This is a genomic window from Acetomicrobium sp. (assembly GCF_059026225.1).
Genome location: NZ_JBWQOQ010000007.1, coordinates 301,208 through 316,472, shown reverse-complemented (window position 1 = coordinate 316,472; position 15,265 = coordinate 301,208). Strand labels below are relative to the sequence as shown.

15 protein-coding genes are annotated in these 15,265 nt (G+C 44.8%); 5 read left to right on the top strand and 10 right to left on the bottom strand.

Annotated elements, in window-relative coordinates; genetic code table 11:
- Positions 1-90: 90 nt before the first annotated feature.
- The 3 genes from AC5SXE_RS05870 to AC5SXE_RS05860 are packed head-to-tail and all read right to left on the bottom strand — an operon-like array spanning position 91 to position 3,745.
- A complete protein-coding gene (locus AC5SXE_RS05870; protein WP_323720523.1) occupies positions 91-1,329 on the bottom strand; it encodes a Zn-dependent hydrolase in 1,239 nt (412 codons plus the stop codon).
- 15 nt (positions 1,330-1,344) lie between these two features.
- Positions 1,345-2,511, bottom strand: a complete 1,167-nt coding sequence (locus AC5SXE_RS05865; RefSeq protein WP_323720524.1) for a M20 family metallopeptidase — start codon at positions 2,509-2,511, stop codon at positions 1,345-1,347.
- Between the two features lie 37 nt (positions 2,512-2,548).
- Entirely contained in the window at positions 2,549-3,745 is a 1,197-nt protein-coding gene (locus AC5SXE_RS05860; protein WP_323720525.1) for a hypothetical protein, read from the bottom strand.
- 444 nt (positions 3,746-4,189) lie between these two features.
- Here AC5SXE_RS05860 and AC5SXE_RS05855 point away from each other — a divergent pair, with 444 nt between their 5' ends.
- Complete coding sequence (locus AC5SXE_RS05855) at positions 4,190-4,765, top strand: nicotinamidase (protein ID WP_323720526.1); 576 nt, start codon at positions 4,190-4,192, stop codon at positions 4,763-4,765.
- Positions 4,766-4,878: 113 nt separating this feature from the next.
- Positions 4,879-5,505, top strand: coding sequence for a sulfurtransferase-like selenium metabolism protein YedF (gene yedF, locus AC5SXE_RS05850; protein ID WP_323720527.1), 627 nt, complete (start codon positions 4,879-4,881; stop codon positions 5,503-5,505).
- A gap of 43 nt (positions 5,506-5,548) precedes the next feature.
- On the opposite strand, the gene hemW is transcribed toward yedF, so the two are convergent.
- Positions 5,549-6,724, bottom strand: a complete 1,176-nt coding sequence (gene hemW, locus AC5SXE_RS05845; protein ID WP_323720528.1) for a radical SAM family heme chaperone HemW — start codon at positions 6,722-6,724, stop codon at positions 5,549-5,551.
- Positions 6,711-8,510 (bottom strand): translation elongation factor 4, encoded by a 1,800-nt coding sequence (gene lepA, locus AC5SXE_RS05840; RefSeq protein WP_323720529.1) that lies wholly within the window; start codon positions 8,508-8,510, stop codon positions 6,711-6,713. The genes hemW and lepA overlap by 14 nt, the downstream gene beginning before the upstream one ends.
- Positions 8,511-8,627: 117 nt before the next feature.
- Here lepA and AC5SXE_RS05835 point away from each other — a divergent pair, with 117 nt between their 5' ends.
- Both AC5SXE_RS05835 and AC5SXE_RS05830 read left to right on the top strand, forming a co-directional pair.
- The gene (locus AC5SXE_RS05835) at positions 8,628-9,425 is read left to right on the top strand and encodes an adenine nucleotide alpha hydrolase family protein (protein WP_493916904.1); all 798 of its coding nucleotides are present in this window, start codon (positions 8,628-8,630) and stop codon (positions 9,423-9,425) included.
- Positions 9,426-9,474: 49 nt separating this feature from the next.
- Entirely contained in the window at positions 9,475-9,627 is a 153-nt protein-coding gene (locus AC5SXE_RS05830) for a hypothetical protein (protein ID WP_493916903.1), read from the top strand.
- A gap of 52 nt (positions 9,628-9,679) precedes the next feature.
- On the opposite strand, the gene AC5SXE_RS05825 is transcribed toward AC5SXE_RS05830, so the two are convergent.
- Positions 9,680-10,447: an HpcH/HpaI aldolase family protein gene (locus AC5SXE_RS05825; protein ID WP_323720531.1), complete on the bottom strand. Its 768-nt coding sequence runs from the start codon at positions 10,445-10,447 to the stop codon at positions 9,680-9,682.
- 239 nt (positions 10,448-10,686) lie between these two features.
- Between AC5SXE_RS05825 and AC5SXE_RS05820 the strand changes: the two genes are divergently transcribed.
- Positions 10,687-11,694: a 3'-5' exoribonuclease YhaM family protein gene (locus tag AC5SXE_RS05820; protein WP_323720532.1), complete on the top strand. Its 1,008-nt coding sequence runs from the start codon at positions 10,687-10,689 to the stop codon at positions 11,692-11,694.
- Between the two features lie 134 nt (positions 11,695-11,828).
- Here AC5SXE_RS05820 and AC5SXE_RS05815 read toward each other — a convergent pair whose 3' ends face one another.
- The 4 genes from AC5SXE_RS05815 to AC5SXE_RS05800 all read right to left on the bottom strand — a co-directional run bounded on the left by AC5SXE_RS05815 (position 11,829) and on the right by AC5SXE_RS05800 (position 15,265).
- Positions 11,829-12,458 (bottom strand): response regulator, encoded by a 630-nt coding sequence (locus AC5SXE_RS05815; RefSeq protein WP_323720533.1) that lies wholly within the window; start codon positions 12,456-12,458, stop codon positions 11,829-11,831.
- The gene (locus AC5SXE_RS05810; protein WP_323720534.1) at positions 12,427-13,824 is read right to left on the bottom strand and encodes a sensor histidine kinase; all 1,398 of its coding nucleotides are present in this window, start codon (positions 13,822-13,824) and stop codon (positions 12,427-12,429) included. Before AC5SXE_RS05810 ends, AC5SXE_RS05815 begins: the two co-directional genes overlap by 32 nt.
- 147 nt (positions 13,825-13,971) lie before the next feature.
- Positions 13,972-15,102: a succinylglutamate desuccinylase/aspartoacylase family protein gene (locus tag AC5SXE_RS05805; RefSeq protein WP_323720535.1), complete on the bottom strand. Its 1,131-nt coding sequence runs from the start codon at positions 15,100-15,102 to the stop codon at positions 13,972-13,974.
- Positions 15,103-15,118: 16 nt separating this feature from the next.
- Positions 15,119-15,265: a hypothetical protein gene (locus AC5SXE_RS05800; protein ID WP_323720536.1), complete on the bottom strand. Its 147-nt coding sequence runs from the start codon at positions 15,263-15,265 to the stop codon at positions 15,119-15,121.

Sequence of the window (15,265 nt, the reverse complement as noted above, 5' to 3'; positions counted from 1 at the left end):
TAATCACTATCCCTTTGGCCAAAAATAAGACACGGCTCCTGCTATATATAATTTTAACTTCAAAGCCATACCAAGATTATAATCTATAGGCTATTGTGCCAGGTCTACCAAGGCGTTAAGCAGGACATCGCAACCGGTCTTTAAGTCTTCGTATTTAGTGTCTTCTTTTGGTGCGTGACTTATCCCTTCGATGCTTGGAACGAATATCATTCCAACGTCCGTCACTTCCGTTAGCAGTGCCGAATCGTGACCAGCCCCGCTATTCATTCTTAAGAAATTGACGTTGAGTTTTTCGGCGACACTTTGTATGACCGAAACTACTTTCTCCGACAACTTAACGGGATCCGACTCGCCAACCAGGTTTACCGAATATTGCAGTCCTCGTTCGTCTGATATCCTTTTTACCTCTTCCTTGATCAGCTGTTCCACCCTTTGGATCCCCTCTGTTCTTATATCGCGAATATCGATAGTGAAGGTCACCTTTCCCGGAATGACGTTAGTGACGTTTGGGAAACACCAAATTTTTCCGACGGTTGCGACTGTAGTGTCAAAGGCTTCGTGCATTGCGCAGTGTTCGACAAAGGATATTATATTGCTTGCGGCGACAAGTGCGTCCCGCCTCAAGTTCATGGGCGTGGTGCCTGCGTGATTTGCCATTCCCGTCAACGTGACCGCAAGTTGTTTAATTCCCACTATCGCCTCAACTATGCCAAGAGGAATTGATTTGGTATATAAGACGTTGCCCTGTTCGACGTGAAGCTCAAGCAAAGCTTTTACGTCACCCTTGCGAAGAACGTAATTTTCAAGCTCATCGGGGTTTAACCCAAAATTTTTAGCAGCGTCGTAAAAAGAAAGACCCTCATCGTTGGTTAAATTTTTGAGGTTCTCGACGGTGTATTTGCCAACCAAAGCCTTGCTTCCGACCAATCCTCCTCCGAAGGAGGCGCCTTCCTCCTCCACGAAGGCAATGAATTCGAGCGAATGTCTTATGGGAGCGTTTTGCTCCTTTATTACAGTCAATGCTTCCAATGCAGCTACAACGCCTGCTGCTCCGTCAAATTTGCCTCCGTGCAGCACGGTGTCAATATGAGAACCACACATGATGTGAGGAGCGCTTGAATCGGAACCTTTAAGCTTGGCCCTAAAGTTGCCTACCGGGTCAATCATAACTTCCAATCCCATGGATTCACAGGCTTTTGACAGAAAATCCAAAGCCTTTCTGTGCTCCGGCGAAAAAGATAGCCTTGTGCAACCCTTTCCCGGTGTCGAATTAAAACTGCTTAATGTTTCAAGATTATGCTTGATCCTCTCAATGTTTGTCTCAAGCACGCGTTTTCACCTTCTCTAGCTTTGATTTAAATAGTCAAGGGCATACTGAACGTAAAGGGCAACGCCTATCTCTAAAGCATCTTCGTCTATGTTGAAATTGGGATGATGATGGGGGTATGTAGTCTTTTTTTCCTCGTTGCCGATGCCCACCAGGGCTAAAGCTCCAGGGGCTTCCTTTAGAAATTCTGCAAAATCTTCTCCGCCCATGACCTTCTCGTATTCAATCAAGCCGTCCTTGCCCAATATTTTTTCGACTGCTCTTGTCGCTAAAGCGGAACACTCAGGATCGTTAATGACTGGAGAGGTAGCAAATTGATAATTTAAATGAGCCTCCGCCCTATATCCAGCAGCCACGTTTTTTGCCATCCTCTCTATGGCTTGAGGCAATACATCTTTAATTTTAGGATTAAAATAACGATTTGTGCCCTCCAATTTAGCTTCCGAGGCAAGCACGTTAAATCTTGTACCCGCTACTAACTTTCCAACAGTTACGACTACGGGCTCCAAGGGAGATAGCTCCCGGCTTACTATGGTTTGAAGCGCCATTACAATGTCCGAGGCCGCAACAAGGGCGTCAACGCCTTCGTGAGGCGCCGAGCCATGTCCTCCCTTTCCATTAACCGTGATGTCAAAGACATCTACAGCGGCCATCCTGGGTCCTGCCTCGACCGAGATTTTGCCCATGGGCAGTCCGCTCCAAAGGTGTATGGCGAATACGCTGTCAACGCCTTCCATTGCTCCGTCATCTATCATCTTTAAGGCGCCTTGCGCAATTTCTTCTGCAGGCTGAAAGAACAATTTTACACAGCCCTTCAGCTCGTTTTTGATCATCGATAAAACTTTGGCAGCTCCTAAAAGCATGGCAGTATGTCCATCATGGCCACAGGCGTGCATGAGGCCATCCGTCTTCGATTTATACGGTATATCGTTTTTTTCGTAAACCTCCAGGGCATCCATATCAGCCCTCAAAGCAACGGTCTTGCCGGGTTTTTCTCCTTTTATGATGCCTATGACTCCCGTACCTCCTGCCGTTGTGTAAGGTATACCAAGTTTATCTAGCTCTTCTTTGACCCTTTGAGAAGTCCTAAATTCCTCGCCAGACCTTTCCGGGTACATATGAAACTCTCTTCTAAGATCGATAACGTAGTCCTTAACATTCTTTGCTAACGCTTTAACGTCCATTTTTGCGAGTGCACCTCCAGCATAATTTTAGAGAATTTTATAGTAAGTTGACGAATATGCCTGCTAAAACAACCGAAGCTATGGTAACCGTTGTAAATCCGCCAACCAACATTTTAGGCAGCAGGGAATCCATTAAAAATTTAAATTCCTCTGGGTTTTCGGCCAAAGCCTTGGAAGCTTCCTCCGTCAGGACGTAATTAGGGGGGAAGCCATACAAAGCTGTTAAAGCACAAGCAAATGCCATTTCTTTTGAATAACCTAATAGCTTGCCTAAGGACATTGACAGTATCGCCATCCCGAGGACGCCTATAATTATTATCCCAAAAAGCGGACCAACCAATCTAATGATCATATCCGGCGTAGCCTCCGCTAAGCCTGCAAAAATAAAAGCCATCAAAGTTGTCATCATGAAGCCAAATGAATTGGACAGCTCTAAAGGCCTTCGTTCGATGAAGCCTATTTCGGCAGCTATAACACCGAAAATTAAACAAATTACGAAGCGGGAAACGACCTCATTGATGGCCGTGGCTGTCATGGCAGACGCCCAGGCTACAATCCCAAGTTTTAAAAGGTACATATAGGTTGTCCTGTACTTCGAGGGCACCTGGGGGACAATTTGTATCTTAGACGGTTTAATTATAGGATTGACACTTTCCGATGCCAGGGTTTTATCGACCTTGATCTCGCCGCCTCTATAGGCAGACAACAATCTCTTGCCCTCGCGTTTCAACGCGAGGGCAGTCAAAGGATACCCAAAAAAGCCCTGCGAGACGTACATTACAATGGCTAAAACGGAAAGTTCCAAAAATCCCTTGCTCATTGCCGCTTCCTGCATCATTAAAGCCGCTACAATCCCTCCCGTGAGAGGAGGCGTGGCAATGACAACCGCATCCCATCCGAATAAATATTTGCCTAAAGTCATGGTTCCAAGTGTTATTCCAACTATACCGGCTAAAGAAACTGCTACAGTTTTCCATTGCGCTGCCAGTTCCTTGATGTTAAGCATAGTGCCCATATGGACCAGCAGCAAGTACATGGATAAAGTTGCAAGTGGTTGACCTAAACATGCCAAATCAATAAGATTTTTTGGTAAAATTGTCCAGAAACCCAATAAGAATATGACTGCTGACACGAAAACTGACGGCACAAAGGCCTTTGTCTTGACAGAAACAACATCGCCAATGTAGAGAATAAGCAAAACTGTGGCAAAGGCAGCAATAAGATCAAAGCTCATGAAAACATCCTCCTTTAATTTTGAAATCTACTTATTAATATTGTTATTTTGTATATTATTATTTTTTATATTTTCATGTATGTTATTTTATCTTCTATTTTTAACGCTCAAGAAAGCTTTAACGCATGACATGCCAAATTTTTAACTACACTTGACAGTCATTTGGCAAGCGTGGTGTATCAATCAGCTGATATAATATAGCACTATAATATAATATAACTTATCTCATGGTAACATATGACATTTTCCGAAATTTTCTCCAATCTGTCAATAGGTTGTTTTTTTGTCATTTCCCTTTGTTATATAACTTACGAATGTTTCAAACAACGCTAAAACCAAGTTAAGACAAATACAAATTAACTAAATGAACTAGTTTAAAAATAATTTAAAGTTTGTTATTTTTGACTAGTTTCAAAAATTAAGTAAAATGAGAGGGGATTTGAAATGTCGATAGGTTCAGCAGATGCGCTGATAGTTGTAGACGTACAAGTTGATTTTTGCCCGGGCGGTAGTTTGTCAGTACCGGGCGGGGACGAGATAGTTTCCGTTGTAAACCAACTTGTAAAATTATTTGAAAAACAGGGTGGTCTCGTTATATTTTCGCGGGATTGGCACCCAAAAAATCACGTGAGTTTTAAAGACCAAGGAGGCCCCTGGCCGGCTCATTGCGTGCAGAATACTAAGGGTGCCGAGTTTCATCCCGAACTTTACATCCCCGACTCTGCCATCGTCGTGAGCAAGGCCACGGAAGCTTCAAAGGAAGCATACTCGGCTTTCGACGGCACTGAACTGTCTGAAACTCTCAAAGAAGCCGGGGTTAAACGAATTTTCGTATGTGGCTTGGCGACTGACGTTTGCGTGAAGTCAACGGCAATCGATGCGGTAAAGTTGGGATACGATGTTTATGTGATCGAGGACGCTTCACGGGGCATAACAAAAGAAGGCGTCGAAAAAAGCTTAGAAGAAATGGAAAAAGCCGGCATAAATATCATCGAAAGCTCTCAAATCAAACAAGCTTAAGTTAAATTTCAACATGCTCCAATAAGCAAACGTTTAAAATCTACGTTGCAAAAACCGGCATTTGCGAGGCCCATTTTGACAAACTAAACTACTCAAAGGGAGTGAAAAAAGGAATGAAAGTGGTCGACGCACGGGGGATGATTTGCCCGAAACCAGTTATATTGACGAAACAGGCCATAGATTCAGGCGAAAAAGAAATCGAGGTTCTCGTTGATAATGACGTTTCCTTTCAAAACGTCAAGCGATTCCTCAAATCACGCGGGTATAGTGTTATCGAGGATATAAAGCAAGATGATGGGACGTACGTCATTCGCGGGAAATACGAAGGGCCATCAGAAGACCGAACCGAGAGGCGCCAAACAACATCTTTAACTTCAACGACTTCAGCCCAAAATGATAAAAAATCCATAGGGATTTTGATCCTGTCAGACACGCTTGGCAAGCCAAATGACGGATTAGGCGAGGTGCTCATGAAAAGCTTTCTGGGTGTTCTGCTTGAGGAAGACGAGCCGCCCGTAGTTTTAGCGCTCATGAACGAAGGCGTGCTCCTGGCTTTGCCGGAAAATAGCGCGTGTGACACATTAAAAGATTTAGAGAAAAAAGGGACGACCATACTTGTATGTGGAACGTGCACCAACCATTTCGGGGTAACAGAAAAAGTCACTGTGGGAACCATCTCTAATATGTTTCAAATAACGGAAGCCATTATGGAGGTCGATAAGGCCCTAATTTACGGTTAAGTAATAGGGGCTTGACGAGTTAGGGTTTCGGCGAAGAGCTCGACTACAAAAACTGTTCCCACAGGGAATTTGCCACGCGAAAGCCCTTGGCTGAGAACGCGTGCTTTCCTTGAATGGTTTTTTTACAATCTTCAGGAAGCAGATGCCATACCTGAAGGAACTTCTTGTATGCCTGCCATCCCCATTTCCTTCTAAAAGCCCGAGCGGATACGCCCCACATTGTCCTTAAGGCAAGCATCGCCGATTCTGTTGCCGCCTTTTCGTTTGGCAAGATCTCTTCATAAACGATGGGAAGTTCACCCCTAGAAATACTATCGGCATAGAGCTTGATGTCACTGGCATTGCCATATCTGTATCCGTTTAGATAACCCCACGCGCTCGGTCCGATTCCTAAGAAGTTTCCGCCCTGCCAATAGGCAATGTTGTGCCTGCACCAGTGGCGGGGTAAGGAAAAGCTAGCTATTTCATATTGAATAAATCCCCTTTTAGGCAGGTACCATTGAGCAAACCTGTATAAAGGATACCCTTCCGTTAAACCCTCAGGTGGGTTTTCGCCCCAAGGAGTGTTTTCCTCTAACGTCAGCTCGTAGATCGATAAGTGGCGAATGCCAAATTTCAGGCAGTCTTTGATCGTCCTGTGCCAGCTTCGTATCGTTTGTCCGGGAAAACCGAACATCAAATCTACGCTGGTATCGAGGCCGCTTGCGACCAGTGCAGCTATGGCGTCAGCTGCTTCATAAACACCATGCGGACGTTTAAGCCAACTTAACTCTGCGTCATCCAAACTTTGGACCCCGAGGCTTGCACGTGTGATCCTCCAAGAGCGCCAAAGTTTGATGTGGCCTAGACTCAAAGTGCCCGGATTTGCTTCTACGCTTGCTTCGAGTAAGGGCAAAAAATTGACGTATCGCTCAAGTATGAGGATCAGCTGCTCCCAATGTTTTGAGCTTAAGACGGTGGGCGTGCCCCCTCCAACGTAAAGCGTCTGAGCGTGGATCTTGCCTCCGGTCAGGGAGGTCCACATTTTTAGCTCATTATCTAAAAGGTTTAAATAGCTTTCGATGTCCCCTGTTTTTGGGACCACGCTGTAAAAGGCGCAGTAAGGACATTTTTGAACGCAAAAAGGTATGTGAACGTAAAGAGAAATGGGACACGAGAGCGCCCAAGAAAAACTTTCGCTCAGAGGAATGATACTGTAATTTAAATTATCCTTCCTCATCGGCTTTCAAAAAGGCTAAAAATGCCTCCTGAGGAACTTGGACTTTGCCTATCATTTTCATCTTTTCCTTGCCCTCTTTTTGTTTTTCAAGCAATTTGCGTTTTCGCGTCACGTCACCACCATAACATTTAGCGAGGACGTTTTTGCGCAAGGGCTTTACGTTTTCTCTCGCTATTACGCGGCTTCCTATGGAGGCCTGTATGGCGACCTCAAAAAGCTGCCTGGGTATGAGTTCTTTAAGTTTTTTTATGACGTTTAAAGCGCGTTTGTAGGCATCGTCCTTGTGGCAAATAAACGAAAAGGCATCGACCGGTTCTCCGTGGATGAGCACATCCACCTTTACCAGATCCGATTTTCTGTAACCTACATGCTCGTAGTCAATGGAAGCATACCCTCTCGTCAAAGATTTCAAGCGGTCGTGAAAATCGACGATGAATTCCGCCAAGGGAAGGTCGTACACTAGCCTTACCCTTTCCGTGGTAATGTAATCCAGCGAGACGTACTCTCCACGTCTGTCTTGGCAAAGTTTCATTGCCTTTCCTACGTAATCGGCAGGCAGAAAGATCGTCAGCCTTATGTAAGGCTCCCTTATCTCTTCTATTTTTACGGGATCGGGGAAGTCAGACGGCTTGTGTGCTTCGATAACGCTTCCATCGTTTAATACGATCTCGTAGGCGACATTCGGTGCTGTGGCAACCAGATCGATTTCGAACTCCCTACGAAGTCGTTCAACGGTTATGTCCATGTGTAACAATCCCAAAAAGCCGCACCTGAAGCCAAAGCCGAGCGCCTCGGAGGTCTCTGGCTCAAAGACCAACGATGAATCATTCAGCTGTAATTTCTCTATAGCTTCACGTAGGTGAGGGAAATCGTCCCTATCGATGGGAAAAAGCCCGCAAAACACGACGGGCTTGATGCGCTTATAACCCGGCAAAGGCTTATCTGCCGGAGAGATAGCGTCTGTTATGGTGTCGCCGGCGCGGGCCTCCCAAATGGCCTTCACGTTTGCGATTACATAACCAACCTCTCCTGCTTTTAGTTCATTTGCCGGGGACATAGAGGGGGTAAAAAAGCCCACTTCTTCCACTTCGTATTCCCTCTCGGTCGCCATAAAAAGTATGAGTTGCCCCTTTTTAATGCGCCCATTTACCAGCCTGACATAAGATATTACTCCCCTATAGTTGTCGTAAACCGAGTCGAAAATGAGGGCCTGCAATTTGGCATTTGGGTCGCCCGAAGGAGGTGGAATGCGATTTACTATTGCCTCTAACACTTCGGTTATCCCTATGCCTTCCTTGGCGCTTGTTAATATGGCTTGCGATGAGTCCAGCCCTATTACTTCTTCGATCTGGCGTAAAACTTCTTCAGGACGTGCGCCCGGCAGATCTATTTTGTTTATCACGGGGATGATCTCCAATCCCTGCTCCACTGCCAGGTATGCGTTAGCCAAGGTTTGAGCCTCCACGCCCTGTGCGGCATCTACCACTAAAAGCGCGCCTTCACACGCTGCAAGAGACCTGGATACCTCGTAACTGAAATCTACATGCCCCGGAGTATCTATCAGGTTTAACACATATTCGTTCCCGTCTTTGGCCTTATACTTCATCCTGACGGGCACGAGCTTGATCGTAATGCCTCTTTCGCGCTCGAGGTCCATTGTATCCAGAAACTGCTGTCGCATTTTTCTAGATTCTATGGTATTGGTATGCTCAAGCAATCTGTCGGCAAGCGTTGATTTGCCGTGATCGACGTGAGCGATTATGCAAAAGTTTCTAATGTTGTTCATCCATTAACCACCCCATACACTTATGATACGTCATTTGACGCATCGAGAAACTTTGGATAGTCTATCAAAGCTAACATAGATTTATAAGTAAATTATATATTTTGGGAGGCAAAAGAAATGAAAAACAAACCCCCAAAGGCGCTGCTTCTTTTTTCAGGCGGACTCGATTCGCTGCTTGCCGGAGAAATTTTGCGCAGAAACAATGTACAAATCACATGGTTGACCTTTACAACTCCATTTTTTTCCGCTGAAAAGTCCGTTTCAGCAGCACGCCTTTATAATTTCCCACTAATTATAGCACCACTTCCCGAGAAAGCGTACATTGACGTACTTATCAACCCCCCGCATGGCTTCGGGAAACACATGAATCCCTGCATAGATTGTCACGCTTTAATGTTAAAGGTGGCAGGTCAGATGATGGAAGAAAGAGGATATGATTTTTTGGCTACCGGCGAGGTCTTGGGAGAAAGGCCTAAATCGCAAACATCAGCGGCTTTAAGGATGGTTGACGCTGCTTCAGGCTACGCTGATTATATTTTAAGGCCCTTGTCTGCCAAGCTGCTTCCTGCAACGGCTCCTGAACGGGAAGGCCTGGTAAATAGGGAGAATTTGCTTTCCATTTCCGGGCGCAGCAGGAAAGAACAAATGGAACTGGCAAAAAAATGGCAAATCACGACTTATCCTTCGCCCGGAGGTGGATGCCCTCTCACGGAGAAGTTTTTTTCTTTAAAGTTAAGACGATTAATGGAGGCTTTTAAGGAGCATTTTTCCTTCTACCATGCCGCCCTTTTGCGCGTCGGCAGGCATTTTTTGCTTCCTCAAAAGACTCATTTAATCATTGGGAGAAATGTCAAGGAAAACAAAAGGCTAATTCAGCTTCGGCTTCCTTCAATGTTGTTACTGACATCCGATTAACGTAAAAGGTCCAACGGCACTGCTTTATTCTCATGACGCTCCAGTTGTTATGGAAAATTTGGAGATATCTGCAAAGTTCGTAGCGCGTTACAGCGATCACGAAAACAGTGCCGTGAGGATCTTAATTACTTCCCCAGAGGATCGCCTCAATATCGTTACTAAACCGGCTCACCCCGCGGAATTGGAGAAATTTAGAATATAATTGTGCATTAGCAAAAAATACAGCCTTGGTAGCGAACTTTTGCTATCTTGTGTCATTTTAACATCTTATTTTTTACGCTGGTCACTAAACTTTTTACAGCATTAAGATAAATTGTGGCTTCAATGCCAAGGCCGACCAAGTTAAATCCTTCCCGTATACGATTTAAAGCTTCCTCGGCTGTACTTGCGAAGGTGCCCGCCGCCTTGCCGGCGTTCTTGCAAATTTGAAGCAATTTCATAGCTGCCTCTTTGACCCTAGGATCTTCTACTTTGCCGGGTATGCCTAAGGAAGCGGACATATCGAAGGGACCAAAAAAGATCATATCTACCCCCGGTGTATTTGCGATTTCTTCGAGGTTTGTCAACCCCTTAATATTTTCGCATTGCAAGGTGATAAATGTATTTTCGTTGGATTCCTCGAAATAGGAAGTTAGCTCATGACCGCCGTATTTCGAGGACCTTGTAAAGGCAACTCCTCTTTCTCCGATTGGATCATATTTGGCGCTTCTTACGGCCCTAATTGCATCCGAAGCAGTTTCAACCATGGGAACCAACACTCCGTCAGCTCCTACGTCCAGAGCCCATAAAATTTCTTTCTTGGAATTTTCCGGCACCCTGACCAAGGTGCCCATTTTATGAAGAGAAGCTACTCTCACCATGTCCTGCAGTTTCTCTATGGAATGAGGGCCGTGTTCTCTATCAAGCACAACAAAGTCAAATCCTCCCAACGCCAAAATTTCGACCGAATCGGTCGATGGCAGGATCGCAAATGTCCCCAGCAATGTCTCCTTATTCGATATTCGTCTTTTAAGGCTAAACATATCAAACAATTCCTCCTGTTCGTCATTTAATTATCTTTTGGCGTTACAAAACTTCTTATGGCGCTTTCTTAAACAAAACAGATAGCTGCATCTTTGTGTTGCTCTTCGTGAATAAAGTCTGCACGGCTGGCATTTGATCTTTATTCGTGGTATAAAATTTAAGTTAAAGATTATATACGTATTGATTATATATAAATATTGCAAAAAGTGAGGCAATTACGTTTACAAGGGTGATAAAGATGTCCGAGGAAAGATGTGTACCCATCGCTAGCATAAAAGAAAGCATGAAGTCCGGCGATAAGTTCAAAACCGTTGGAGTGCTTGCCACGGCGAGGCTAAAAAGAGATAAAAATAATCAACCCTACTGGGACCTGACCATCGTGGATGCAAGCGGAACGCTCTATGCCAGAGCATGGTCGGACAGCAAATGGTGGGACATTAGAGACGGAGAAAAGAAGGTACTCACTCAGGACGATTTAGGAGGTCTTAGCAGCGTCTCAAGACAACCTGTAGGAGTTTTTGGCGTTGTGACTAAATACAAGCAAAGACTCCAGTATCACATAAACCAAATTTACTTGCTCGACTCCGATAAGTATCCGCCAGAATCTTTTATAGAAAAATCGCCTGTACCGCTTGAACAAATGGAAGCGGACTTTTGGGCTATAGTGGATGAATGCGGCGATCCTTTGCGTACCTTTTTGCACACGCTTTTTAGCGAAGATTTGTGGGAACAGTTTAAAATCGCTCCAGCTGCTGTTAAAAATCATCATGCCTACGTTCACGGCTTACTTGAGCATACCCTGGATGTCACGAAAAGTGCCCGGGCAATTGGCTTTATTTATTTAAATAAAGGATTAAACGTAGATATGGATATTCTGACTGCCGGGGCACTGTTGCACGACATTGGAAAACTTAGCGCTTACTCAATTGATTTAGCTCCCCAAATTACCCTGCATGGTGCTGTGATAGACCACATCCCTTTGGGCTATTCCATGTTCATGGATTTTGCCAGAAAGTACGACCTCGATGAAAACATCACCTTAGCAATAGGCCATATCATAGTGAGCCATCACGGAAAAAAAGAATACGGATCTCCCGTTTTGCCAAGCACGCCGGAGGCTTTGATTGTCTCTGCTGCCGATGAACTTGACTTTCTCATTTACTGTTGGGATTCTGCATATCCTGCCGATGAGCTTTCATTATCTGAATACAACGGACCGGCCCAGCGGCGCTTTTGGAAAACATAAGCGTGAATCTTGCATGGTTTTACCAAAAAGCCAAAGATTTTTGAGCTGGCAACTTATCATATTTCACCGAAACAAATCGCTAAAATCGCCTAAATGTGGCACAAAACGAGGCTTTGACAAAACGAAAACTTCGCTTACTTCATTTGGTAGAGCGTTCTGGGACGGCCTGGTTTTCCTTCCGGGCTTTCTTGACTTTTAAATAAAGTCCCTTTTGCTACTAGGTATTCCAAATAACGATGGGCTGTCGGATAAGCTAGACCAAGGTTGTCACAAAGAAACTGCACGTCAAAAAACTCGGAATCTGCATTTGAAACTAGGAGATCAATTACTTTTCGAAGGGTTTCTTCAGATATCCCCTTCATTGGATAGCTTTGACGTGTCATTTTTCTATAGTGGGCTAGTTTTGCATGGACCTGAATTCGAGAAGCGAAATCTAAAAGGCGCACTGGTTTGTTCACGAAATCATCGGCCCCGGCAAGAAGAAGCTGGCGAGCAATTTGGGGACGCTCTTCAATGGTAAGGACTAGTAGTACCACTGTATCTGAAATTTCCCTTACCCTTTGAATAACTTCAAGGCCACTCATTTTAGGCATGTGATAGTCTACGAGTAGTATGTCGATCTGATTATTAATCACCCAAAGAAACACCTCGTCAGGTTCTGTCGTGGTTCGCATATCCCAGCCCTGAGATTTGGCCATTGCTTCCAAAGTATAAAGAACGCTTGTGTCATCATCAATTGCCCCGAGGTACAGGATTGTCTTCACCCCCTACCTCTTCCGTATTGCATAGAGGCAAAAGCAAAGCAATAGAAGCCCCACCCAGTTCATCGCTGGTTCCAAGAGACAGCTTTCCATTATGTTCTTTTGCGACGCTCCTTACGAAAGGTAACCCAAGACCAGTAGACCCCCAGGCGGAACGATGAGGCAAGGGCTCTTTTTCAAATCCGTACCCATTATCTTCTACTTTAATTAATACGTGATCCTTTGTGACCTCCGTTTGAAAGCGAATAATGGGAGACGAGTTTTCAGCTGTTGCTCGATGAGCATTGTCCAAGATGTTTACAATAGCTCTGGAGAGGAGTATGAGGTTTGCTTCAATGAAAGAGGTTGAAGAAGCGTTATGCAAGCTCACCTGAATGCCGGAACTCCAGGGGAAGGGACGTATTTGACTCAGAGTGTAATTCACAACGTGTTCCACAGAAATGCGGTGATGGACGTGAGGATTCAAAATTTCCGAAACCATCTTATTCATGTTTACGGACGCATCTTGAATTTCCTTCAAATGTGCTTTCTCTGCAGGGTTTCCCAGCGAATGTGACAAAACATCCGTCAATCCTATGATTACCGTAAGAGGTCGTTTGAGGTCGTGAACAAGTTGTTGGATTTCTATTACACTGCGATTTCGTAGCTGTTCTTCTCGTAAGGCGGAAAGTTCTCGCTCTTGACGACGTAGGCGTTGAAGCTGGGCCAGCCGCTTTTCATAATTTACAAAAAGCTCGATAGTAACAAGGGCGCCAGCAAAGACTCCCCCAAATGAAACCATTGCCATTACATTTAAAACCTTTGCTTTACCTGAAATCACTGCTATATTTTTTAGGACAGCAGAAAGCTCTCCCCATCCAAAACCATAACTGGTAAGAGCTGGAACAACATCTAGCCACTGAAAAGAAAAAAGCATTAATCCCAGCGCCATGGCCTTATTTGACCACCTTGAAACATCCCGCGTGAAGTATTGGATTAACATGACACTAGCGATGCTAAGGACAGCCGGCATTCCAAAATGAGGAATGCCAGGAAAATCAAAGACTGCCACCATTTGGTAGCATGCAGGAATAGCAAAAAGGGGGAGAAGCCGCTTTATTAAGGGTTTATTGAGATAATTTGCAAGACCATCGGCAAAGAAAAGCCACCCTTCGTAAAGAAGTAAGGCTTTTATTGTATTAACAAGCACTAGAACAGCTGAAGCTGCCATGAGATAACCGCTATCGTTATGCTCGACAGCTAACAAAAGATATTGAAAAACTGTATAGATAGGACGTTCGTAAAAACGCGAAAGAAACCACGCTATAAGAAGGAAGCATCCTCGCCCCATTTGCCTCCAATGGAGCGTTTTGTTGCCATCACGATACATTAAGACACTCCCCTCTTCTTTTCTTTCTCCCTTATTGTATCATTTTGTATCAATGTGTATCGAGTGGCATTTTTGTTCATATAGCTTCACCTTTATGGAATAGAAAGACACCTCTCAGCTTTTGTGTAAAGGCCGATAACCGTTGACTCAGGAGACGGGCGAAAGAAAAGCCTCTACCCCCTTATCAATAATATCATTGTAGTCGGGAATGTTATTTACTATTACACTTTTTTCTTCGCTGATAAAGCCCAGCATTTCCAGAAAAGTCATAATAGCCGTCACATGTCGGGCTGTGCGGAGAGCTATGGGCTGATCATCTTCATAAGGGATGAAGAGGTTCCCGAGTTCTGCTGCTTTCTGGTAGAATTTATCCTTGCCTGTCAAGGCCAGGGCTTCATCTGTACGTCCTCGCAGCCGACCTTGGATTGGATTGCCTGTCTCCATGAGGATGGCCATAACGTCTGTATGATCTCCCCACTCCCTGTGGGAGAGGCCTCTTAAATTTCGAGGCGATGGCTCCAGACGAAAAGGTATTCCTCGCCCTTCCAAATCCATTGCTGCCATGGCACCAAGTTCCAAGCCCTTTTCATGGGCCACTATGGCGTTGACCACGGGGTATTCCGGCGATGCTTCATGAAGATCAAAGGCCAAATCTATATCTTCCTTGCGAATTAGTTCTAAAATAGCAAAGGCAATACGCTGAGTTATAACACCATTTGGCTGTCCTGGATAGGCCCTATTCAAATTACGCATTTCGCTGCCTGCAAGCCGCTGTCCTGAAGGTTCGTGAACGTAAATATCAGGGTCTGGCCATTGATAAACAGGATTCGTATCTCTCGACCCATACCTAAAGGTTCTAACCGAACCGTCCGGAAGGAGGAACCGAATATATTGAGGATATCCTTCCTGAGGGGAGTTATGGGTGAAAGCCGTATTGTTTGCAAAGGGTATCACTATTAAACGTCCTTTCTGCACTTGGGCTCGTTCAAGAAACAATACAGCAGCTATATACCCAGCAGGCTCGTTAGGGTGTGTCCCACCTAAGATCAGAACCGTTCCCCCCGGCTCTTGGCCTTCCTGTATAAATACCGGTGTATCTGCCGGTGTGTTGCCTATGCCTTGAAACCAATCTGAGAGCATCCTTTTTTCGAAGCCATCAGCAGGTATCACCACATCAGGTTGTCGCATGGCAAGAAAGTTTCGTCCCGTGATGTACATGATCAACAGGGCTATGGCTAAAAGAATCATGGCCGTTTTACGAGTCCCTTTTACGTTCATTGTGCAATGGGCCTCCTCATTTTATAAGCAAAACCCTCATGATAAGAGGGATAATGACCATAATGGCAGAAGCCTGTTTCCAAAATTCTTCTTCTTGAAACATGCAGTGCACAACCACGAGAGAGATGAAAAGCGCTATTCCACGGTATATGAGCATTATCAT